Here is a 19,382-nt window from a genome sequence, read left to right as displayed (position 1 = left end):
CAACCTTAACTCAAAACGGCGCCCCATCTATCAGATGGCGCGCCTTTTTTTGTGGGCGTTTTGCAGGCGGATCAATCTGCCGCTATTGTTTTGATTCTCAATATCATTTAATAATAAATATCATTACCGAATGAGTGTGGATCATGAGTTCTGTCCTGCATGAGGATCCTTACCTGGAGAGCTGGCGCTGGATGAGTCGCCAGATTCGCTGCGGCCTTGACCCCAACGAGCCGCGCCTGATCGAACATTACCTCAATGAGGGTCGATACCTGGCGTGCTGCACCGCGACCCATCCGTGGACGATCGCAGAAACCTCATTCCGCCTGCTGCTCGATACCGCCAGCGACATCGCGCTGCCCTGGCATTGGCGCTCCATGTGCCTGGATCAGGCGTGGCGCCCATTGCGCGACTTGGAAAAACTCTCTCACTGCGCCTGCCGCCTCAAGCGCTGGCAGTCCTTTGCGTGGCGATTGGCGACCTGTGAATTGCTGCCCTCCCTTTCTGTTTCTGACCTGGTGCAAGGATCTAACGATGAGTAACACCCGTATCGAACGCGACAGCATGGGCGAACTGCAAGTGCCGACCGAGGCCTTGTACGGTGCGCAAACCCAGCGCGCGGTGAACAATTTCCCGATCAGTCATCAACGCATGCCGGCGCAATTCATCCGCGCCCTGATCCTGGCCAAGGCCGCCGCCGCCAAGGTCAACGTCGACCTCAAGCAAATCAGCGAAGGGCAGGGCAAGGCCATCGTCGATGCCGCCCAAGGTTTGCTGGAAGGCGATTTTATGCAGCACTTCCCGGTGGATATTTTCCAGACCGGCTCCGGCACCAGTTCGAACATGAACGCCAATGAAGTGATTGCGACCCTGGCCACCCGTATGCTCGGTGAGCCGGTCAACCCCAACGACCACGTGAACTGCGGCCAGAGCAGCAACGACATCATCCCGACCACGATCCACGTCAGTGCCGCGCTGGTACTGCATGAGCAAACACTGCCGGCCCTGCTGCATTTGGTGCAAGTCATCGAACAAAAAGCCGAAGAGGTTCACCCGTTCATCAAGACCGGTCGCACGCACCTGATGGATGCCATGCCCGTACGCATGAGCCAGGTGCTCAACGGTTGGGCTCAGCAGCTCAAGGCTAATATCGGCCACCTGCAGGACCTCCTGCCGAGCCTGCAAGCGCTGGCCCAGGGCGGTACGGCAGTCGGTACCGGGATCAACGCACATCCGGAATTCGCGGCGCGTTTCAGCCAGCAACTGAGCAGTCTGACCGGTGTGAAATTCACGCCCGGCAAGAACCTGTTCGCTCTGATTGGCTCGCAGGACACAGCCGTCGCAGTCTCCGGCCAGTTGAAAGCCACCGCCGTGTCGCTGATGAAAATCGCCAACGACCTGCGCTGGATGAACTCCGGCCCGCTCGCCGGCCTGGGTGAAATCGAGCTGGAAGGCTTGCAGCCGGGTTCTTCGATCATGCCCGGCAAGGTCAACCCGGTGATTCCGGAAGCCACGGCGATGGTCGCCGCACAGGTCATCGGCAATGACACGGTGATCACCGTCGCCGGTCAGTCAGGCAACTTCGAGCTGAACGTGATGCTGCCGATCATTGCGCAGAACCTGCTCAGCAGCCTGGAATTGCTGGCTAATTCCAGCCGTTTGCTGGCCGATAAAGCCATCGCCAGTTTCAAGGTCAACGAAGCCAAGCTCAAGGAAGCGTTGTCGCGCAACCCCATCCTGGTGACCGCACTCAACCCGATCATCGGTTACCAAAAGGCCGCTGAAATCGCCAAAAAAGCCTATCAACAGGGCCGTCCGGTGATTGATGTTGCCCTCGAGCACACCGACTTGCCGCGCAGCCAACTGGAGGTCCTGCTGGATCCGGAAAAGCTCACGGCCGGCGGCGTGTAATCACCGACCCTGCTTTGGAGGCTCACCATGGAGCACTGGAAACGCACGATCGAACGGGCCAATCGCTGCTTTATGGCGGGCGAGTTGGTTGACGCTCGCGAGGCCTATTTGCAAGCCCTGGCCCTTGCCCAAGTGTTGTTCGAACGCTGGGCGGACGCCGACGAAGCAGTGGCGGCTTGCGTCATTTCCCATCACAACCTGGCGGACCTGCACCTGCGCCTGAACCAGCCGGAGGAAAGCGCGGAATACCTGTGCGCTATCCATCAGCGCCTGCTGCAGACCATGCAGGACCCGCGTCTGAGCCCGCAATTGCGCGAAGCGGCGCTGCGCCAGAGCAGCAAAACCTACGTCGAGCTATTGAATTTCATCAGCGATCACGGTGAGTACCCGCGCACCCATCGCCTGTTGGGTGGTGCTGCGGCGCAACCCGCCACTCCTCATTACGGAGCACATTGATATGACTTACAGCTTGCCTGCATTGCCTTACGCCTACGACGCCCTGGAACCGCATATCGATGCGCAAACCATGGAAATCCACTACACCAAGCACCACCAGACCTACATCAACAATCTCAACGCCGCCGTCGAGGGCACCGAGTTCGCTGGCTGGCCGGTCGAGAAGCTGGTCTCCAGCGTGCAGCAACTGCCGGAAAAGCTGCGTGCAGCCGTGATCAATCAGGGCGGTGGTCATGCCAACCACTCGCTGTTCTGGGCGGTGATGTCGCCCAAAGGTGGCGGCAAACCCGATGGTGCGCTGGGCAAGGCCATTGAGGAGCAATTGGGCGGTTTCGACAGCTTCAAGGAGGCTTTCACCAAGGCCGCATTGACCCGTTTCGGCAGCGGCTGGGCCTGGCTGAGCGTCACTCCGCAAAAGACCCTGGTGGTGGAGAGCAGCGGTAACCAGGACAGCCCACTGATGAACGGCAATACCCCGATCCTCGGCCTGGACGTCTGGGAACATGCCTACTACCTGCTGTACCAGAACCGCCGCCCGGAATACATCAATGCCTTCTACAGTGTCATTAATTGGTCAGAAGTTGCCTCCCGCTATCAGGCTGCCGTGGCCTGACATTCACCTTCATAACAAGATCTAAGGCCGACTATGGGCACTGAAACACTGGCGATCAGCAGCGGGCGAATGTTTCGTTATGCGTTTGGCTCGCTGCTGCTATTGGCAGGTACCGCATTGCTGGTGGCCCACGGGCTGGCCTGGTTGAACCTGGAACCACGCATTCTGCGCGCCCTGCAGGGGGGATCCATCTGCGCGCTCGGCACGGCGCTCGGCGCGGTACCGGTGCTGGTTATTCGACGCATGCCGGTGGCATTGAGCGATACGCTGCTGGGCTTTGGGGCTGGCGTCATGCTGGCGGCGACGGCGTTTTCGTTGATCGTGCCGGGCATTGCTGCAGCTGAAGGCCTGGGGCTTTCGCCCTGGGGCGCCAGTGGTTTGATCAGTTTTGGCATCATGTTGGGTGCTTTCGGGCTGTATCTGGTGGACCGCAAGGTCTCCGGTGCCAGCCCGGAAATGCTGGTGGGCACGCCGGAAAAACCGGTGATTCCGCCGCGTATCTGGCTGTTTGTGTTTGCCATCATCGCCCACAACATCCCGGAAGGTATGGCGGTGGGCGTCTCGGCGGGCGGCGGCATGCCGGATGCCGACAGCCTGGCCATGGGCATTGCCTTGCAGGACGTGCCCGAAGGGCTGGTGATTGCGTTGGTGTTGGCCGGGGCCGGGATGTCGCGGGTCAAGGCATTCCTGATCGGCGCGGCGTCAGGCCTGGTGGAGCCGGTATTTGCCGTGCTATGTGCCTGGTTGGTAAGTCTGGCCGAGGTGCTTCTGCCGCTAGGCTTGGCGCTGGCAGCCGGTGCGATGCTGTTGGTGGTGACTCACGAAGTGATCCCCGAGTCGCGACGCAATGGTCACGAAAAACTTGCCAGCATGGGGTTGTGCATCGGGTTCTGCTTGATGATGGTGATGGACACGGCCTTGGGGTAAACCGCTCCCTTGTAGGAGCCGGCTTGCCGGCGATCAATCCTGAGACGAGCGGTGCGCTTGGCGACGCCATCGCCGGCAAGCCGGGCTCCTACAGAGGGTTATTCGCCTTCCTCGAAGTAGTTATTGATCAGCGCGACCAGTGCGTCCATCGCGTCCTGCTCTTGCTCACCTTCCGTCTTCAAGTGAATCTTGGTGCCTTTGCCGGCTGCCAACATCATCATGGCCATGATGCTTTTGCCATCGACCATAGATTCCGGCGTGCGACCCGCACGGATCTGGCAGGGAAACTTCCCGGCCACGCCCACGAATTTAGCCGAAGCGCGGGCATGCAGACCCAGTTTGTTGATGATTTCAATTTCCAGAGCGGGCATCGCGGGGGTGTTCCTTTCAGCTAAGGTCGCGGTGGCGGACCTGGACATTCTTGAGGGTTTGTTGCAACACCTGGCCCAGGCGCTCGGTCAGGTAGACGGAGCGGTGATGCCCGCCGGTGCAGCCGATGGCAATGGTGACATAAGCCCGGTTGCTGGCGGCAAAACGCGGAAGCCACTTAAGCAGGTAACCGGAGATGTCCTGAAACATCTCCTCCACATCCGGTTGCGCGGCCAGGTAATCGGCCACGGGCTGGTCCAGCCCCGACTGTTCGCGCAGTTCCGGCTTCCAGTAAGGGTTAGGCAGGCAGCGCACGTCGAACACCAGGTCGGCGTCCACCGGCATGCCGCGCTTGAACCCAAACGACTCGACCAGAAACGCCGTACCCGGCTCGGGCTGGTTCAGCAGGCGCAGCTTGATGGCATCGCGCAACTGGTACAGGTTGAGGCTGGTGGTGTTGATCTTGAGGTCTGCGAGGTCAATGATCGGTCCCAGCAGCTTGGTTTCGTCTTCGATGGCTTCGGCCAGGGAGCGGTGAGGGCTGCTGAGGGGGTGACGCCGGCGGGTTTCCGAGAATCGCTTGAGCAGCGTCTCTTCGTCGGCATCCAGGTAAAGCACGTCGCAATGAATGTGCTTGGCCCGCACTTCCTCGAGCAATTGCGGGAAGCGCTCAAGGTGGCTGGGCAGGTTGCGGGCATCAATCGAGACGGCGACCAGCGGTTGCGCCAGTTCGGTGTGAATCAACGCGCGTTCCGCCAATTCCGGCAGCAGGCCGGCGGGCAAGTTGTCGATGCAATAGAAACCGTTATCCTCAAGTACGTTGAGGGCGGTGCTTTTACCCGAGCCGGAGCGGCCGCTGACGATGATCAAACGCATGATTACTGCCCGCTCTGTTCATCCAGGACAACCTGATACAGCGCCTCGTTGCTGCTGGCACTGCGCAGTCTGTCGCGTACTTCCTTGCGGTCGAGCATGCTGGCGATCTGCCGAAGCAGTTCCAGGTGCGCATCGGTGGCGGCTTCCGGGACCAGCAGCACGAACAGCAGGTCGACCGGTGCACCATCGATAGCATCGAAATCAATGGGTTTTTCCAGGTGCAGCAAGGCGCTGACGGGTGTCTCGCAGCCTTTGAGGCGGCAGTGGGGGATGGCGATGCCGTTGCCAAAACCGGTCGAACCGAGTTTTTCACGGGCAATCAGAGCCTCGAAGACATCCTGCATCTCCAGATCAGGCACTTGGCTGCTGATCAGGTTGGCAATTTGTTCAAGGGCTTTCTTTTTACTGCCGCCCGGCGCGTTCACAAGGGAACGGCCGGGGGTCAGGATGGTTTCAAGTCGGATCATGGGGGGAGAGTTAACGACCTGTACCTTGCATCAGGTGCAGATTCTTTTCCTTATGCTTTATGAGTTGGCGGTCCAGCTTGTCGTAGAGCGAGTCGATCGCCGCGTACATGTCTTCATGCTCTGCATTGGCGACGAGCTTTGCATTCGGTACGTGCAGGGTGGCCTCGATTTTCTGCTTGAGCTTATCGACCTCCATGATGACCTGCACGTTGGTGATCTTGTCAAAATGCCCTGCCAGCTTGTTCAGCTTGCTTTCGGTGTATTCACGCAGGGGTTTGGTGACTTCCAGCTGGTGTCCACTGATGTTGACTTGCATACAGCTTCTCCTTCGTTGCCAGTGCATAAAGCGGCAGGCAAAAGCGCCTGCCACTGGAACGCTGTGGCCCGCCCGTCACATCAAACGCTTACGCTCGCTGGAAGGCGCGATCCCGAGGGACTCGCGGTACTTGGCGACGGTTCGACGGGCGACCTGAATGCCTTGTGCCTCCAGTAAACCAGCGATCTTACTGTCACTCAATGGCTTTTTCTGATTTTCCGCGGCAACCAGTTTTTTGATGATCGCGCGGATCGCCGTGGACGAGCATTCACCGCCTTCGGAGGTGCTGACGTGGCTGGAGAAAAAGTATTTCAGCTCATATATACCCCGTGGGGTATGCATGAATTTTTGCGTGGTAACCCGCGAAATCGTCGATTCATGCATGCCCACCGCTTCGGCGATATCATGCAGCACCAACGGTTTCATGGCTTCGTCGCCGTACTCCAGGAAGCCGCGCTGGTGCTCGACGATCTGGGTGGCCACTTTCATCAGGGTTTCGTTGCGGCTTTGCAGGCTCTTGATGAACCAGCGGGCTTCCTGCAGCTGGTTACGCATGAAGGTGTTGTCGGCGCTGGTGTCGGCGCGACGCACGAAACCGGCGTATTGCGGATTGACCCGCAGGCGTGGCACCGATTCCTGGTTCAGCTCCACCAGCCAGCGCTCATTGTCCTTGCGCACAATGACGTCGGGCACCACGTATTCGGCTTCGCTGGATTCGATCTGCGAGCCGGGGCGTGGGTTGAGGCTCTGGACCAGCTCGATGACCTGGCGCAGGTCGTCTTCCTTGAGCTTCATGCGGCGCATCAACTGGCTGTAGTCGCGACTGCCCAGCAGGTCGATGTAATCGGTGACCAGGCGCTGGGCCTCGGCGAGCCAAGGCGTCTTGGCCGGCAGTTGGCGCAATTGCAGCAGCAGGCATTCGCTCAGGGTGCGCGCGCCGATCCCGGCAGGCTCGAATTGCTGGATGCGGTGCAGGACGGCTTCGATCTCGTCCAGCTCGATATCCAGTTCCGGGTCGAACGCTTCAAGAATTTCTTCGAGCGTCTCGTCTAGATAACCCTGGTTGTTGATGCAGTCGATCAGGGTCACGGCGATCAGGCGGTCGGTGTCCGACATCGGCGCCAGGTTCAGTTGCCACAGCAGGTGGCTCTGCAGGCTTTCACCGGCGGACGTGCGGGTGGTGAAGTCCCACTCGTCGTCGTCATTACTGGGCAGGCTGCTGGCGCTGGTCTGGTAGACGTCCTCCCACGCCGTGTCGACGGGAAGTTCGTTGGGGATGCGTTCGTTCCATTCGCCTTCCTCAAGGTTATCCACCGTTGGGGCGGTTTCCTGGTAGGAAGGTTCCTGCACGTCGGAATTGGGTTTTTGCTCGATGTTATCGGCCAGCGGGTCTGCGTTATCGAAGTCGTCGCCTTCTTCCTGGCGTTCGAGCATCGGATTGGACTCCAGGGCCTCCTGGATTTCCTGTTGCAGGTCCAGGGTCGACAATTGGAGCAGGCGGATGGCCTGTTGCAGCTGCGGTGTCATCGTCAGCTGCTGGCCCATTCTCAGGACTAGCGATGGTTTCATGGCAGGGGCTTAACACCTTATTCGCCGGCGCAATGCGCCATCCACGACAGGGCGCGTGAGCGCCAAACATAAGCAAATTATATGCCTGATGTCGGGGGCTTTGCCTAGAGCGCGGTAACAATAAAAATCCGGAGGTTTTCATTGACTCCCGCGCACCTCGGCAAACGGCCGTGACACCACGGTGTTTACAGGCGGAACTCGTGACCCAGGTACACTTCCTTGACCAGTTCGTTGGCCAGGATGGTGGCGGAATCACCTTCGGCGATCAGTTGGCCATCGTTGACGATATACGCGGTCTCGCAGATATCGAGCGTCTCACGGACGTTGTGGTCAGTGATCAACACGCCAATGCCCTTGGCCTTGAGGTGATGGATGATCTGCTTGATGTCGCCGACCGAGATCGGGTCGACGCCGGCAAACGGTTCGTCCAACAGGATGAACTTGGGCGCAGTGGCCAGCGCGCGGGCGATTTCCACACGACGACGCTCGCCGCCGGAAAGGCTCATGCCGAGGTTGTCGCGGATGTGGTTGATATGGAACTCCTGCAGCAGGCTTTCCAGCTCCTTGCGACGGCCGTCACGGTCGAGTTCCTTGCGGGTCTCGAGGATCGCCATGATGTTATCGGCGACCGACAGTTTACGGAAGATCGACGCTTCCTGCGGGAGATAGCCGATACCGGCGCGCGCACGACCGTGCATTGGCTGGTGGCTCACGTCCAGGTCGTCGATCAGCACGCGACCCTGATCCGCCTGGACCAGGCCGACAATCATGTAGAAGCAGGTGGTCTTGCCGGCGCCGTTGGGGCCGAGCAAGCCGACGATCTGGCCGCTGTCGATCGACAGGCTGACGTCGCGCACGACCTGACGGCTTTTATAGGCCTTGGCCAGATGCTGGGCTTTCAGGGTTGCCATTACTCGGCCTTCTTCTTCGGCTGGATAACCATGTCGATGCGTGGGCGTGGCGCGGTGACCTTGGAGCCATTGGCGCGACCGGCGTTAGCGATCTGTTTCACGGTGTCATAGGTGATTTTTTCACCTTCCGTGGAGTTGCCGTCGGGGCTCAGTACCTTGGCCTGGTCGATCAGCACGATGCGGTTCTGCTGGGCGTGGTACTGGATGGTCTTGCCGTAGCCCTTCATCGGGCCGGTATCGGCAGCGGACTGCTTCTGTTCGAAGTAAGCCAGGTTGCCTACCGACGTCACCACGTCGATATCGCCGGTCTTGGTGCGCGTAAGCGTCACGGTATTGCCGGTGATCTTCATCGAACCCTGGGTGATGATCACGCCGCCGGTGTAGGTGGCAACGCCTTGCTTGTCATCCAGCTGCGCATCGTCAGCCGAGATATGGATCGGCTGCTGGCTATCGTTCGGCAGAGCCCAGGCGCTCACGCTTCCCAGTGCTGCGCCCAGACCGAGCAAAATAGGGAGAGTTTTAACGAGCCTCATACTGTCCTCTTACGTTCGATAGCAGGTGTATCCTGCTTTCTTTCAAATACGCTTTCATTCCCTTGCCAGTCGATACACCGCCAGCGCCGTCGATTCTAACGTCTTGCTCGGTCTGCGCATATTGCTTCTGCGGGAATACGGTCATGCGACTGCTGGTAATCACGGTCTCACGATTTTTATCGTCGGTGCGCGCAACGCGCACCGAGTCGATCAGTTCCACCTCGGTACCGTCCGGGTTGACCTCACCACGCTTGCTGGTGACGTGCCATGGGAACTCGGTGCCGCGGTAAATGTTCATGTCAGGGTTGGTCAGCAGCGTAATTTCGCTGGCCTTCACGTGCTCGACCTTGTCTGAGGTCATCTCGTACTGCACCTTGCCGTCGGGCAGGAACTGCACGCTCTTGGCATTGATGGCGTAATAGTCGATAGCCCCCTCATCAACCTGCGCGGCAGGCTGGTCGAGAAAGCGCTCCGGGCTGATGTTCCAGTAGCCCACCGCCAGGAACAGCGCAGCGATGACCCCGAATATCAGAAAGTTGCGAATCTTTTTGCTCAGCATAAAACGCTCTATAAGTAGGCGGCGTGGGCCGCTTCAAGGCTGCCCTGGGCACGCAGGATCAGCTCGCAGAACTCGCGGGCGGCACCTTCACCGCCACGGGCGGTGGTGATGCCATGGGCGTGCTCGCGAACAAACGCCGCCGCATTGGCGACGGCCATGCCCAGGCCTACTCGACGGATCACCGGCAGGTCTGGCAGGTCATCGCCCAAGTAGGCGACCTGCTCATAGCTTAGGTTGAGTTGGCCAAGAAGCTCGTCCAGAACCACCAGTTTATCCTCGCGGCCCTGATACAGGTGAGGAATCCCCAGGTTTTGTGCGCGGCGTTCCACAACCGGAGTTTTCCGACCGCTGATAATCGCCGTTTGCACGCCCGATGCCATCAGCATCTTGATGCCCTGGCCGTCGAGGGTGTTGAACGTCTTGAATTCGCTGCCGTCCTCGAGGAAGTACAGGCGGCCATCGGTCAGCACGCCATCAACGTCGAAAATCGCCAATTTGATGTTTTTACCGCGTTGCAACAGGTCGCTGGTCATTTACATCACTCCCGCACGCAGCAAGTCGTGCATGTTCAGGGCGCCGATCGGGTGGTCATTGCCATCGACCACCACCAGCGCGCCGATCTTATGGTCTTCCATGATTTTCAAGGCTTCGGCCGCCAGCATCTCGGGGCGGGCGGTCTTGCCGTGGGGGGTCATCACCGCGTCGATGGTGGCGGTGTGGATATCAATGGTGCGGTCCAGGGTGCGACGCAGGTCGCCGTCGGTGAAGACCCCGGCCAGGCGGCCGTCGGCTTCCAGGATCACGGTCATGCCGAGGCCCTTGCGGGTCATCTCCATCAACGCGTCCTTCAGCAAGGTGCCGCGCTGGACGTGGGGCAATTCATCACCGGAATGCATGACGTTTTCCACTTTCAGCAGCAGGCGGCGGCCCAAGGCACCACCTGGATGGGAAAACGCGAAGTCTTCAGCGGTAAATCCACGGGCTTCCAGCAACGCCACGGCCAGGGCGTCGCCCATGACCAGTGCGGCGGTGGTGGAGGAGGTGGGTGCCAGGTTCAGTGGGCAGGCTTCATGGTCCACGTGAACATTCAGGTTCACTTCGGCGGCCTTGGCCAGCGTCGATTCCGGGTTTCCGGTGAGGCTGATCATCTGGATGCCCAGGCGCTTGATCAGCGGCAACAGGGTCACGATTTCGTTAGTGGTGCCTGAGTTTGACAGCGCCAGGATGATGTCATCCTTGGTGATCATGCCCATGTCACCGTGGCTGGCTTCGGCCGGGTGCACGAAAAATGCGGTGGTCCCGGTGCTGGCCAGGGTGGCGGCGATCTTGTTGCCGACGTGGCCCGACTTGCCCATGCCGACCACGACAACGCGGCCCTTGCTGGCCAGAATCATCTCGCAGGCGCGTACGAAATCTGCGTCGATATGCGCCAGCAAGCCTTCTACGGCTTCAAGCTCGAGGCGGATGGTGCGTTGTGCGGATTGAATAAGGTCGCTGGATTGGCTCATGTCTGAAATCGTATAGCCTGACGAAAAGTCGGCGATTATAGCGGTAATGATCAATTCCCTCACGCTAGTTCGTCAGGCTTTGTTCGCAATGCGCCTGAGATTCATCCTAAGCAACGATTTTTCCCTGTCCCCAATCTGAACAAGCGCTGTTCCGGCCTTGGGCGCCTTGTACCAGCAGTGATATAGTTCGCCGCCAGTTCGGTCCGCCCAGTCCACGTGCCAACTATTGCACAACGGTTGCAAACGTTTGTCGCAAGCGTGGTGTCTGAGTGAGAGGCTGCATCCCAAGGAGTTTAGATGAGTGCCGATAACGCCTACGCGGTCGAGCTGAAGGGACTGACCTTCAAGCGCGGGACGCGCAGCATCTTCAATAACGTCGATATCCGCATTCCGCGCGGCAAGGTCACGGGCATCATGGGGCCTTCCGGTTGCGGCAAGACCACCCTGTTGCGCCTGATGGGCATGCAATTGCGTCCCAGCGCCGGCGAAGTGTGGGTCAATGGCCAGAACCTGCCGACGCTGTCGCGCAGCGATCTGTTCGATGCGCGCAAACATATGGGTGTTCTGTTTCAGAGCGGTGCGCTGTTCACCGACCTCGATGTGTTCGAGAACGTGGCCTTTCCGCTGCGGGTGCATACCCAGCTGTCCGATGAAATGATTCGTGACATCGTGTTGCTGAAACTGCAGGCCGTAGGCCTTCGTGGTGCCATCGACCTGATGCCTGACGAGCTGTCCGGCGGCATGAAGCGCCGTGTGGCCCTGGCGCGCGCCATCGCCCTCGACCCGCAGATCCTCATGTATGACGAGCCCTTCGTCGGCCAGGACCCCATCGCCATGGGCGTGCTGGTGCGCTTGATTCGTCTGCTCAATGATGCACTGGGCATCACCAGTATCGTGGTTTCCCACGATCTTGCAGAAACCGCGAGCATTGCCGATTACCTCTATGTGGTCGGCGATGGCCAGGTGCTGGGGCAGGGCACGCCTGAAGAGCTGATGAACGCAGACAACCCGCGCATTCGCCAATTCATGACCGGCGATCCTGATGGCCCGGTGCCTTTTCACTTTCCGGCAGCGGATTACCGCTCAGATCTTCTGGGGAAGCGCTGATGCGCAAGACATCTCTTATCGAGAAGGTTCGCCTTTTCGGTCGCTCGGGTATCGACATTGTCGAAGTGCTCGGCCGTTCGACGATTTTCCTGTTCCACGCCCTGCTCGGTCGCGGCGGTATTGGCGGCGGCTTCGGCCTGCTGGTCAAGCAGCTGCATTCGGTCGGCGTGATGTCCCTGGTGATCATTGTGGTCTCCGGGGTCTTCATCGGCATGGTGCTGGCGTTGCAGGGCTTCAATATTCTTTCCAGCTACGGTTCGGAGCAGGCGGTCGGGCAGATGGTCGCCCTGACGCTGCTGCGTGAGCTGGGGCCGGTGGTGACCGCCTTGCTGTTCGCCGGGCGTGCGGGTTCCGCGCTGACCGCCGAAATCGGCAACATGAAGTCCACCGAACAGCTGTCCAGCCTGGAAATGATCGGCGTGGACCCGCTCAAGTACATTGTTGCCCCACGCCTGTGGGCCGGCTTCATTTCCCTGCCACTGCTGGCGATGATCTTCAGCGTGGTCGGTATCTGGGGCGGTTCGTGGGTGGCGGTGGACTGGCTGGGCGTCTACGACGGCTCCTACTGGGCCAACATGCAAAACAGCGTGACCTTCAGCGGTGACGTGCTCAACGGCATCATAAAGAGCATCGTCTTCGCCTTTGTCGTCACCTGGATCGCCGTATTCCAAGGCTACGACTGTGAGCCCACTTCAGAAGGGATCAGTCGCGCCACCACCAAGACCGTTGTGTACGCCTCGCTGGCGGTACTGGGCCTTGACTTCATTTTGACCGCCTTGATGTTTGGAGATTTCTGATGCAAAACCGCACTGTGGAAATCGGTGTCGGCCTTTTCTTGCTGGCTGGCATCCTGGCTTTACTGTTGTTGGCCCTGCGAGTCAGTGGCCTGTCGGCCAGCCCCACCGCCGATACTTATAAACTTTACGCGTACTTCGACAATATCGCCGGTTTGACTGTCAGAGCTAAAGTGACCATGGCCGGTGTGACCATCGGCAAGGTTACGGCAATCGATCTGGACCGCGACAGCTTCACCGGGCGAGTGACCATGCAACTGGACAAGAAGGTAGATAATCTGCCAACTGACTCCACTGCATCTATCCTCACTGCGGGTCTGCTGGGCGAGAAATACATCGGTGTCAGCGTGGGTGGGGAAACAGCCCTGCTCAAGGATGGCTCGACAATCCACGACACACAGTCGTCGCTGGTGCTTGAAGACCTGATCGGTAAATTCCTGCTTAATACGGTCAATAAAGACGCCAAATGAGGAATCTGTTCATGATCTCTACCTTGCGACGTGGCCTGCTGGTGTTGTTGGCAGCGCTGCCGCTGATGGCTAACGCTGCAGGTTCTGCCCACGACCTGGTGCAGGACACGACCAGCAAAATGCTGGCTGACCTGACTGCCAATAAAGAGCAGTACAAGCAAGATCCGAGTAAGTTCTACGACGCACTCAACACCATTGTCGGCCCAGTCGTCGATGCCGAGGGCATTTCCCGCAGCATCATGACGGTCAAGTATTCGCGCAAAGCTACCCCTGCGCAGATGCAGACTTTCCAGGAAAACTTCAAGAAGGGCCTGTTCCAGTTCTACGGTAACGCTTTGCTTGAGTACAACAACCAGGGTATTACCGTCGCTCCAGCCGGTGACGAGTCCGGTGATCGCACCAGCGTCAACATGAGCGTCAAGGGCAACAACGGCGCGGTCTACCCGGTGCAGTACACGCTGGAGAAGATCAACGGCGAGTGGAAGCTGCGTAACGTGATCATCAACGGGATCAACATCGGCAAGCTCTTCCGTGACCAGTTCGCCGATGCCATGCAGCGCAATGGCAACGACCTGGACAAAACCATCAATGGTTGGGCCGGTGAAGTCGCCAAGGCCAAGGAAGAAACCGATAAAGCTGCCGGGAAGCCTGCGCAATGACCGAGTCGGCTGTTCGTCTAGGCGATGCCGGCGAGTTGTTCATCAGCGGCGTGCTGGATTACCGCACCGGGCCTGACCTGCGCAAGCAGGGCCAGGCCCTGATCAAGACCAGCTCCGCGCCCGCGCTGGTGCTGGATTGTTCGGCAGTGACCAAGTCCAGCAGCGTTGGCTTATCGTTGTTGCTGTGCTTCATGCGTGATGCCGAAGCGGCCAAAAAACCCGTCAGCATCCGTGCTATGCCCGAAGACATGCGTGAAATTGCCGAAGTTTCCGGTCTGACCGAGCTGCTGGCGCATCCTTAATACACATTATTAGAGAGGCCCCCCGTCAGAGTCCTGCTATGCGGGGTTCGCAGGCGCGGGGCTTTTTTGTATGATGTGCGACCCGCGCGCACTGGGCGCCGATAGAGGTTGAGCATGCAGGCCCTAGAAGTTAAGAGCTTTCTTGAAGGAAAGCTGCCGGAAACGACCGTTGAAGTTGAAGGCGAAGGCTGCAACTTCCAGCTGAACGTGATTAGCGATGAACTGGCGGCACTCAGCCCGGTCAAGCGTCAACAGCAGATCTATGCCCATTTGAACCCGTGGATCACCAATGGCAGCATCCATGCGGTCACTATGAAATTTTTCAGCCGCGCGGCCTGGGCCGAGCGCACCTGAGCCCCCAAGGCGTCGAGATTCTTATGGATAAATTGATTATTACCGGCGGTGCCCGCCTTGATGGCGAGATTCGCATCTCCGGTGCGAAAAACTCCGCCTTGCCGATCCTGGCAGCGACCCTGCTGTGCGATGGCCCGGTCACCGTGGCCAACCTGCCGCACCTGCACGACATCACCACCATGATCGAGCTGTTCGGTCGCATGGGCATTGAGCCGGTGATCGACGAGAAACTGGCTGTCGAAATCGACCCGCGCACTATCAAGACCCTGATCGCCCCGTACGAACTGGTGAAAACCATGCGTGCGTCGATCCTGGTGCTGGGCCCGATGGTTGCCCGTTTCGGTGAAGCCGAAGTCGCCCTGCCTGGCGGTTGCGCTATCGGTTCGCGCCCGGTGGACCTGCACATCCGTGGCCTCGAAGCCATGGGCGCAGTGATCGACGTCGAAGGCGGCTACATCAAGGCCAAGGCGCCGGAAGGCGGCCTGCGTGGCGCGAATTTCTTCTTTGATACCGTCAGCGTGACCGGTACCGAGAACATCATGATGGCCGCTGCCCTGGCCAAAGGCCGCAGCGTGCTGCAGAACGCCGCGCGTGAGCCGGAAGTGGTCGACCTGGCCAACTTCCTGAACGCCATGGGTGCCAAGGTTTCCGGTGCCGGCACCGACACTATCACCATCGATGGTGTAGAGCGCCTGCACACCGCTACCTATAAGGTCATGCCAGACCGCATCGAGACCGGCACCTACCTGGTTGCCGCCGCCGTGACCGGTGGCCGCGTCAAGGTCAAGGACACCGATCCGACCATCCTGGAAGCGGTCCTGGAAAAACTGCGCGAAGCCGGTGCCGAAATCACCACCGGTGAAGACTGGATCGAGCTGAACATGCACGGCAAGCGTCCTAAAGCCGTCAACGTGCGCACCGCTCCGTACCCGGCGTTCCCGACCGACATGCAGGCGCAGTTCATCTCATTGAACGCCATTGCTGAAGGCACCGGCGCCGTGATCGAGACCATCTTCGAAAACCGCTTCATGCACGTGTACGAACTGCACCGCATGGGCGCGAAGATCCAGGTTGAAGGCAACACCGCCATCGTTACCGGCACCGAGAAACTCAAGGGCGCGCCAGTGATGGCTACCGATCTGCGGGCTTCGGCCAGCCTGGTGATCTCGGCGCTGATCGCCGAAGGCGATACCCTGATCGACCGTATCTACCACATAGACCGTGGTTACGAGTGCATTGAAGAAAAACTGCAGATGCTCGGCGCAAAAATCCGCCGCGTACCGGGCTAGTTGCTGTTTGTAGTGAGCGGGCTTGTCGGGTCGCCGCATCGCCCGCGCTGACCTGCGAATCGGCCCTAAAAATCTTGGGAGCGCTTCGCACTCCAGCGCGGGCGATGCGGCGACCCGACAAGCCGGCTCACTACAAATTAAAGAAGCAGTATGCTGAATTTGTTTCAAATCGAGGCTGTAATGGCCTCGATCTGTGTCCGGCGCCGTTTGCGACCGGGCAGCAATAGCCTGATGAAGGACTGACGTTTCCCATGTTGACCATCGCACTGTCCAAGGGCCGCATCCTTGACGACACTTTGCCGCTTCTGGCTGAAGCTGGCATCGTGCCGACCGAGAATCCGGACAAGAGCCGCAAGCTGATCATCCCCACGACCCAGGACGACGTTCGCCTGTTGATCGTGAGGGCTACCGACGTGCCGACCTACGTTGAGCATGGCGCGGCCGACCTGGGTGTCGCCGGTAAAGACGTGTTGATGGAATACGGCGGCCAGGGCCTGTACGAGCCATTGGACCTGCGTATCGCCCTGTGCAAGCTGATGACCGCTGGCCGTGTCGGTGATGTCGAGCCCAAAGGCCGCCTGCGTGTGGCGACCAAGTTCGTCAACGTTGCCAAGCGTTACTACGCCGAACAAGGTCGCCAAGTCGACATCATCAAGCTCTACGGCTCGATGGAACTGGCGCCGTTGATCGGCCTGGCCGACAAGATCATCGACGTGGTCGACACCGGCAACACCCTGCGTGCCAACGGTCTTGAGCCGCAAGAATTCATTGCCGATATCAGCTCCCGCCTGATCGTCAACAAAGCATCGATGAAGATGCAGCACGCCCGTATCCAGGCGTTGATCGACACCCTGCGCAAGGCAGTGGAGTCGCGACACCGCGGTTGACTTACCCGCGTAGCCGGAAGGCTGCGCCCGTCTATCCGCCTCATAGCCAGAATTCTCAGGTGCCCAAGCGGAAACGACTGCTAGTTTAGGGCGCCTGAGTTTTTGCCAATTCTATTGAGGCCCTCGCTATGACCACGTCCACTGCAATTGCCCGACTCAACGCTGCCGACCCGGATTTCGCCCATCATCTGGATCATCTGCTGAGCTGGGAAAGCGTGTCCGACGAGTCGGTCAACGGGCGAGTGCTCGACATCATCAAGGCCGTGCGCGAGCGCGGTGATGCGGCGCTGGTGGACTTCACCCGCCAGTTCGATGGCCTGGACGTCGCGTCGATGTCCGACCTGATCCTGCCCCGTGAACGCTTGGAGCTGGCCCTGACGCGCATTACTGCACCTCAGCGCGAAGCCCTGGAAATCGCGGCGGCGCGCGTGCGCAGCTACCACGAAAAACAGAAACAGGACTCCTGGAGCTACACCGAGGCCGACGGCACCGTGCTGGGCCAGAAGGTCACGCCACTCGACCGCGCTGGCCTGTACGTGCCGGGCGGCAAGGCGTCGTACCCGTCGTCGGTGTTGATGAACGCGATCCCGGCCAAAGTGGCGGGCGTGACCGAAGTGGTCATGGTCGTGCCGACCCCGCGCGGTGAAATCAACGAGCTGGTGCTGGCCGCCGCCTGCATCGCCGGTGTCGACCGCGTGTTCACCATCGGTGGCGCCCAAGCCGTCGCGGCCTTGGCTTACGGCACCGAGAGTGTGCCGAAAGTGGACAAGGTGGTCGGCCCTGGCAATATCTACGTCGCCACCGCCAAGCGCCACGTGTTCGGCCAGGTCGGTATCGACATGATCGCCGGCCCGTCGGAAATCCTCGTGGTGTGCGACGGCCAGACTGATCCGGACTGGATTGCCATGGACTTGTTCTCCCAGGCCGAGCACGACGAAGACGCCCAGGCGATCCTGGTCAGCCCGGACGCGGAATTCCTCGACCAAGTCGCCGCTAGCATCAACAAGCTGCTGCCGACGATGGACCGCGCCGAGATCATCGAGAAGTCGATCAACGGCCGTGGCGCGTTGATCCTGGTGCGTGACATGGAGCAGGCCATTGAAGTGGCCAACCGCATCGCGCCGGAGCACCTGGAACTGTCCGTCGCCGATCCGCAAGCCTGGCTGCCGTCGATCCGCCACGCCGGTGCGATCTTCATGGGCCGCCACACCAGCGAAGCCCTGGGCGACTACTGTGCGGGCCCGAACCACGTGCTGCCGACGTCCGGCACCGCGCGTTTCTCGTCGCCGCTGGGGGTGTATGACTTCCAGAAGCGTTCGTCGATCATCTTCTGTTCGCCACAGGGTGCCTCCGAGCTGGGCAAGACCGCCTCGGTGCTGGCCCGTGGTGAGTCCCTGAGCGCTCACGCCCGTAGCGCTGAATACCGCATCCTTGAAGAGAAGGGGAACTGAGACATGAGCAAATTCTGGAGCCCTTTCGTCAAGGACCTCGTGCCTTACGTGCCCGGCGAGCAACCCAAGCTGACCAAACTGGTCAAGCTCAACACCAATGAAAACCCCTACGGCCCATCGCCCAAGGCGTTGGCCGCGATGCAGGCTGAGTTGAACGACAACCTGCGCCTGTACCCGGACCCCAACAGCGACCTGCTCAAGCAGGCGGTCGCCAAGTATTACGGGATCGATGCTGGCAAGGTGTTCCTTGGCAACGGTTCCGATGAAGTCCTCGCGCACATTTTTCACGGCCTGTTCCAGCACGATCTGCCGCTGCTGTTCCCGGACATCAGCTACAGCTTCTACCCGGTTTACTGCGGCCTCTATGGCATTCAGTCCGATCCGGTGCCGTTGGATGAGCAGTTCCAGATTCGTGTGGCGGATTACGCGAAGCCGAACGGCGGGATCATCTTCCCCAACCCGAACGCGCCCACCGGCTGCGTGCTGGCGCTGGACGCCGTGGAGCAGATCCTCAAGGCCAGCCCGGACTCGGTGGTGGTGGTCGATGAAGCCTATATCGACTTCGGCGGTGAAACAGCCATCAGCCTGGTGGACCGCTACCCGAACCTGCTGGTGACCCAGACCCTGTCCAAATCGCGCTCACTGGCCGGTTTGCGCGTGGGCCTGGCCGTGGGTCACCCGGACCTGATCGAAGCGCTGGAGCGGGTCAAGAACAGCTTCAACTCCTATCCGCTCGATCGCTTGGCGATTGTTGGTGCAGCGGCGGCGTTCGAGGACCGTGAGTATTTCGAGAAGACGTGCCAACGGGTGATCGACAGCCGCAACAAGGTGGTCGGGCAGTTGGAGGCGAAGGGGTTTGAAGTGTTGCCGTCAGCGGCGAACTTCATCTTTGCTCGTCACCCCAAGCACGACGCTGCCGGCCTGGCGGCCAAGTTGCGTGAGCAAGGTGTGATCGTGCGGCACTTCAAGCAGGCGCGGATTGCCCAGTTCCTGCGGATCAGCATTGGTACGCCTGAGCAGAACCGGGCGCTGATTGATGGGCTAGGCCAGCTCTAAC

Annotated in this window: 25 protein-coding genes; 15 read left to right on the top strand and 10 right to left on the bottom strand. The window is 59.8% G+C overall.

Features of this window, described 5'->3' with window-relative positions:
• Positions 1 to 143: 143 nt before the first annotated feature.
• Genes WH299_RS27305 through WH299_RS27285 form a run of 5 tightly spaced genes read left to right on the top strand, consistent with a single transcriptional unit; the run spans position 144 to position 3,904 of the window.
• Positions 144 to 539, top strand: coding sequence for a FagA protein (locus WH299_RS27305; protein WP_123478175.1), 396 nt, complete (start codon positions 144 to 146; stop codon positions 537 to 539).
• Entirely contained in the window at positions 532 to 1,908 is a 1,377-nt protein-coding gene (locus tag WH299_RS27300; protein ID WP_122723746.1) for a class II fumarate hydratase, read from the top strand. The genes WH299_RS27305 and WH299_RS27300 overlap by 8 nt, the downstream gene beginning before the upstream one ends.
• Positions 1,909 to 1,935: 27 nt before the next feature.
• The gene (locus tag WH299_RS27295; RefSeq protein WP_133074648.1) at positions 1,936 to 2,364 is read left to right on the top strand and encodes a hypothetical protein; all 429 of its coding nucleotides are present in this window, start codon (positions 1,936 to 1,938) and stop codon (positions 2,362 to 2,364) included.
• A 1-nt stretch (position 2,365) separates the two neighbouring features.
• Positions 2,366 to 2,977 (top strand): superoxide dismutase, encoded by a 612-nt coding sequence (locus WH299_RS27290; RefSeq protein WP_323623475.1) that lies wholly within the window; start codon positions 2,366 to 2,368, stop codon positions 2,975 to 2,977.
• Between the two features lie 33 nt (positions 2,978 to 3,010).
• Positions 3,011 to 3,904: a ZIP family metal transporter gene (locus WH299_RS27285; protein ID WP_339551845.1), complete on the top strand. Its 894-nt coding sequence runs from the start codon at positions 3,011 to 3,013 to the stop codon at positions 3,902 to 3,904.
• 98 nt (positions 3,905 to 4,002) lie between these two features.
• Here the strand turns inward: WH299_RS27285 and WH299_RS27280 are convergent, their stop codons facing one another.
• From WH299_RS27280 to WH299_RS27235, 10 genes are all read right to left on the bottom strand, one after another.
• Positions 4,003 to 4,275, bottom strand: coding sequence for an HPr family phosphocarrier protein (locus WH299_RS27280; RefSeq protein ID WP_339551843.1), 273 nt, complete (start codon positions 4,273 to 4,275; stop codon positions 4,003 to 4,005).
• A gap of 16 nt (positions 4,276 to 4,291) precedes the next feature.
• The gene (gene rapZ, locus WH299_RS27275) at positions 4,292 to 5,149 is read right to left on the bottom strand and encodes an RNase adapter RapZ (RefSeq protein ID WP_122723752.1); all 858 of its coding nucleotides are present in this window, start codon (positions 5,147 to 5,149) and stop codon (positions 4,292 to 4,294) included.
• A gap of 2 nt (positions 5,150 to 5,151) precedes the next feature.
• Complete coding sequence (gene ptsN, locus WH299_RS27270) at positions 5,152 to 5,616, bottom strand: PTS IIA-like nitrogen regulatory protein PtsN (RefSeq protein ID WP_122723754.1); 465 nt, start codon at positions 5,614 to 5,616, stop codon at positions 5,152 to 5,154.
• 10 nt (positions 5,617 to 5,626) lie between these two features.
• A complete protein-coding gene (gene hpf, locus WH299_RS27265; protein ID WP_003171804.1) occupies positions 5,627 to 5,932 on the bottom strand; it encodes a ribosome hibernation-promoting factor, HPF/YfiA family in 306 nt (101 codons plus the stop codon).
• 75 nt (positions 5,933 to 6,007) lie between these two features.
• Entirely contained in the window at positions 6,008 to 7,501 is a 1,494-nt protein-coding gene (locus WH299_RS27260) for an RNA polymerase factor sigma-54 (RefSeq protein ID WP_016974289.1), read from the bottom strand.
• Between the two features lie 185 nt (positions 7,502 to 7,686).
• Entirely contained in the window at positions 7,687 to 8,412 is a 726-nt protein-coding gene (gene lptB, locus WH299_RS27255; RefSeq protein ID WP_003171806.1) for an LPS export ABC transporter ATP-binding protein, read from the bottom strand.
• Positions 8,412 to 8,945: a lipopolysaccharide transport periplasmic protein LptA gene (gene lptA, locus WH299_RS27250; RefSeq protein ID WP_339551841.1), complete on the bottom strand. Its 534-nt coding sequence runs from the start codon at positions 8,943 to 8,945 to the stop codon at positions 8,412 to 8,414. Before lptA ends, lptB begins: the two co-directional genes overlap by 1 nt.
• Positions 8,932 to 9,504, bottom strand: coding sequence for an LPS export ABC transporter periplasmic protein LptC (gene lptC / locus WH299_RS27245; RefSeq protein ID WP_028618860.1), 573 nt, complete (start codon positions 9,502 to 9,504; stop codon positions 8,932 to 8,934). Before lptC ends, lptA begins: the two co-directional genes overlap by 14 nt.
• Before the next feature lie 8 nt (positions 9,505 to 9,512).
• Complete coding sequence (locus WH299_RS27240; protein ID WP_010213109.1) at positions 9,513 to 10,037, bottom strand: KdsC family phosphatase; 525 nt, start codon at positions 10,035 to 10,037, stop codon at positions 9,513 to 9,515.
• On the bottom strand, positions 10,038 to 11,012 hold the full coding sequence (locus WH299_RS27235) for a KpsF/GutQ family sugar-phosphate isomerase (RefSeq protein ID WP_028618861.1): 975 nt from the start codon (positions 11,010 to 11,012) through the stop codon (positions 10,038 to 10,040).
• Between the two features lie 297 nt (positions 11,013 to 11,309).
• Between WH299_RS27235 and WH299_RS27230 the strand changes: the two genes are divergently transcribed.
• The 10 genes from WH299_RS27230 (at position 11,310) to hisC (ending at position 19,381) form a co-directional block, all read left to right on the top strand.
• Positions 11,310 to 12,119 (top strand): ATP-binding cassette domain-containing protein, encoded by an 810-nt coding sequence (locus tag WH299_RS27230; RefSeq protein WP_003171811.1) that lies wholly within the window; start codon positions 11,310 to 11,312, stop codon positions 12,117 to 12,119.
• Complete coding sequence (gene mlaE / locus WH299_RS27225) at positions 12,119 to 12,916, top strand: lipid asymmetry maintenance ABC transporter permease subunit MlaE (RefSeq protein ID WP_028618862.1); 798 nt, start codon at positions 12,119 to 12,121, stop codon at positions 12,914 to 12,916. Before WH299_RS27230 ends, mlaE begins: the two co-directional genes overlap by 1 nt.
• The gene (gene mlaD / locus WH299_RS27220) at positions 12,916 to 13,383 is read left to right on the top strand and encodes an outer membrane lipid asymmetry maintenance protein MlaD (protein WP_003171814.1); all 468 of its coding nucleotides are present in this window, start codon (positions 12,916 to 12,918) and stop codon (positions 13,381 to 13,383) included. The genes mlaE and mlaD overlap by 1 nt, the downstream gene beginning before the upstream one ends.
• Positions 13,384 to 13,394: 11 nt before the next feature.
• Positions 13,395 to 14,042, top strand: coding sequence for an MlaC/ttg2D family ABC transporter substrate-binding protein (locus WH299_RS27215; protein WP_123478183.1), 648 nt, complete (start codon positions 13,395 to 13,397; stop codon positions 14,040 to 14,042).
• Positions 14,039 to 14,344: an STAS domain-containing protein gene (locus WH299_RS27210; RefSeq protein WP_122723760.1), complete on the top strand. Its 306-nt coding sequence runs from the start codon at positions 14,039 to 14,041 to the stop codon at positions 14,342 to 14,344. The genes WH299_RS27215 and WH299_RS27210 overlap by 4 nt, the downstream gene beginning before the upstream one ends.
• A gap of 114 nt (positions 14,345 to 14,458) precedes the next feature.
• A complete protein-coding gene (locus tag WH299_RS27205) occupies positions 14,459 to 14,698 on the top strand; it encodes a BolA family protein (protein WP_122723762.1) in 240 nt (79 codons plus the stop codon).
• A 23-nt stretch (positions 14,699 to 14,721) separates the two neighbouring features.
• Positions 14,722 to 15,987 carry a UDP-N-acetylglucosamine 1-carboxyvinyltransferase gene (murA, locus tag WH299_RS27200; protein WP_010213103.1) on the top strand — a complete coding sequence of 422 codons (1,266 nt, stop codon included), beginning with the start codon at positions 14,722 to 14,724 and terminating at the stop codon, positions 15,985 to 15,987.
• Positions 15,988 to 16,238: 251 nt separating this feature from the next.
• Entirely contained in the window at positions 16,239 to 16,874 is a 636-nt protein-coding gene (hisG, locus tag WH299_RS27195) for an ATP phosphoribosyltransferase (protein WP_010213102.1), read from the top strand.
• A 128-nt stretch (positions 16,875 to 17,002) separates the two neighbouring features.
• Entirely contained in the window at positions 17,003 to 18,325 is a 1,323-nt protein-coding gene (hisD, locus tag WH299_RS27190; protein WP_122723764.1) for a histidinol dehydrogenase, read from the top strand.
• Positions 18,326 to 18,328: 3 nt separating this feature from the next.
• Complete coding sequence (gene hisC, locus WH299_RS27185; protein ID WP_339551838.1) at positions 18,329 to 19,381, top strand: histidinol-phosphate transaminase; 1,053 nt, start codon at positions 18,329 to 18,331, stop codon at positions 19,379 to 19,381.
• The last annotated feature ends 1 nt before the right edge of the window (position 19,382 follow it).

Origin of the sequence: Pseudomonas sp. MYb541, assembly GCF_037479595.1 — a bacterium.
GTDB lineage: Bacteria > Pseudomonadota > Gammaproteobacteria > Pseudomonadales > Pseudomonadaceae > Aquipseudomonas > Aquipseudomonas canadensis.
Note: the sequence above shows the minus strand (reverse complement) of the source record. Positions and strands in the feature narration are given on the sequence as shown.

What these genes read in the sequence shown, in the direction of transcription:
- lptC (WP_028618860.1), bottom strand. Translation starts at nt 9,504, where the DNA reads ATGCTGAGCAAAAAGATTCGCAACTTTCTGATATTCGGGGTCATCGCT.
- WH299_RS27235 (WP_028618861.1), bottom strand. Translation starts at nt 11,012, where the DNA reads ATGAGCCAATCCAGCGACCTTATTCAATCCGCACAACGCACCATCCGC.
- WH299_RS27280 (WP_339551843.1), bottom strand. Translation starts at nt 4,275, where the DNA reads ATGCCCGCTCTGGAAATTGAAATCATCAACAAACTGGGTCTGCATGCC.
- WH299_RS27285 (WP_339551845.1), top strand. Translation starts at nt 3,011, where the DNA reads ATGGGCACTGAAACACTGGCGATCAGCAGCGGGCGAATGTTTCGTTAT.
- WH299_RS27295 (WP_133074648.1), top strand. Translation starts at nt 1,936, where the DNA reads ATGGAGCACTGGAAACGCACGATCGAACGGGCCAATCGCTGCTTTATG.
- WH299_RS27300 (WP_122723746.1), top strand. Translation starts at nt 532, where the DNA reads ATGAGTAACACCCGTATCGAACGCGACAGCATGGGCGAACTGCAAGTG.
- lptA (WP_339551841.1), bottom strand. Translation starts at nt 8,945, where the DNA reads ATGAGGCTCGTTAAAACTCTCCCTATTTTGCTCGGTCTGGGCGCAGCA.
- WH299_RS27210 (WP_122723760.1), top strand. Translation starts at nt 14,039, where the DNA reads ATGACCGAGTCGGCTGTTCGTCTAGGCGATGCCGGCGAGTTGTTCATC.
- murA (WP_010213103.1), top strand. Translation starts at nt 14,722, where the DNA reads ATGGATAAATTGATTATTACCGGCGGTGCCCGCCTTGATGGCGAGATT.
- rapZ (WP_122723752.1), bottom strand. Translation starts at nt 5,149, where the DNA reads ATGCGTTTGATCATCGTCAGCGGCCGCTCCGGCTCGGGTAAAAGCACC.
- WH299_RS27205 (WP_122723762.1), top strand. Translation starts at nt 14,459, where the DNA reads ATGCAGGCCCTAGAAGTTAAGAGCTTTCTTGAAGGAAAGCTGCCGGAA.
- ptsN (WP_122723754.1), bottom strand. Translation starts at nt 5,616, where the DNA reads ATGATCCGACTTGAAACCATCCTGACCCCCGGCCGTTCCCTTGTGAAC.
- WH299_RS27215 (WP_123478183.1), top strand. Translation starts at nt 13,395, where the DNA reads ATGATCTCTACCTTGCGACGTGGCCTGCTGGTGTTGTTGGCAGCGCTG.
- WH299_RS27290 (WP_323623475.1), top strand. Translation starts at nt 2,366, where the DNA reads ATGACTTACAGCTTGCCTGCATTGCCTTACGCCTACGACGCCCTGGAA.
- mlaD (WP_003171814.1), top strand. Translation starts at nt 12,916, where the DNA reads ATGCAAAACCGCACTGTGGAAATCGGTGTCGGCCTTTTCTTGCTGGCT.
- hpf (WP_003171804.1), bottom strand. Translation starts at nt 5,932, where the DNA reads ATGCAAGTCAACATCAGTGGACACCAGCTGGAAGTCACCAAACCCCTG.
- WH299_RS27305 (WP_123478175.1), top strand. Translation starts at nt 144, where the DNA reads ATGAGTTCTGTCCTGCATGAGGATCCTTACCTGGAGAGCTGGCGCTGG.
- WH299_RS27230 (WP_003171811.1), top strand. Translation starts at nt 11,310, where the DNA reads ATGAGTGCCGATAACGCCTACGCGGTCGAGCTGAAGGGACTGACCTTC.
- hisG (WP_010213102.1), top strand. Translation starts at nt 16,239, where the DNA reads ATGTTGACCATCGCACTGTCCAAGGGCCGCATCCTTGACGACACTTTG.
- hisD (WP_122723764.1), top strand. Translation starts at nt 17,003, where the DNA reads ATGACCACGTCCACTGCAATTGCCCGACTCAACGCTGCCGACCCGGAT.
- WH299_RS27240 (WP_010213109.1), bottom strand. Translation starts at nt 10,037, where the DNA reads ATGACCAGCGACCTGTTGCAACGCGGTAAAAACATCAAATTGGCGATT.
- hisC (WP_339551838.1), top strand. Translation starts at nt 18,329, where the DNA reads ATGAGCAAATTCTGGAGCCCTTTCGTCAAGGACCTCGTGCCTTACGTG.
- WH299_RS27260 (WP_016974289.1), bottom strand. Translation starts at nt 7,501, where the DNA reads ATGAAACCATCGCTAGTCCTGAGAATGGGCCAGCAGCTGACGATGACA.
- lptB (WP_003171806.1), bottom strand. Translation starts at nt 8,412, where the DNA reads ATGGCAACCCTGAAAGCCCAGCATCTGGCCAAGGCCTATAAAAGCCGT.
- mlaE (WP_028618862.1), top strand. Translation starts at nt 12,119, where the DNA reads ATGCGCAAGACATCTCTTATCGAGAAGGTTCGCCTTTTCGGTCGCTCG.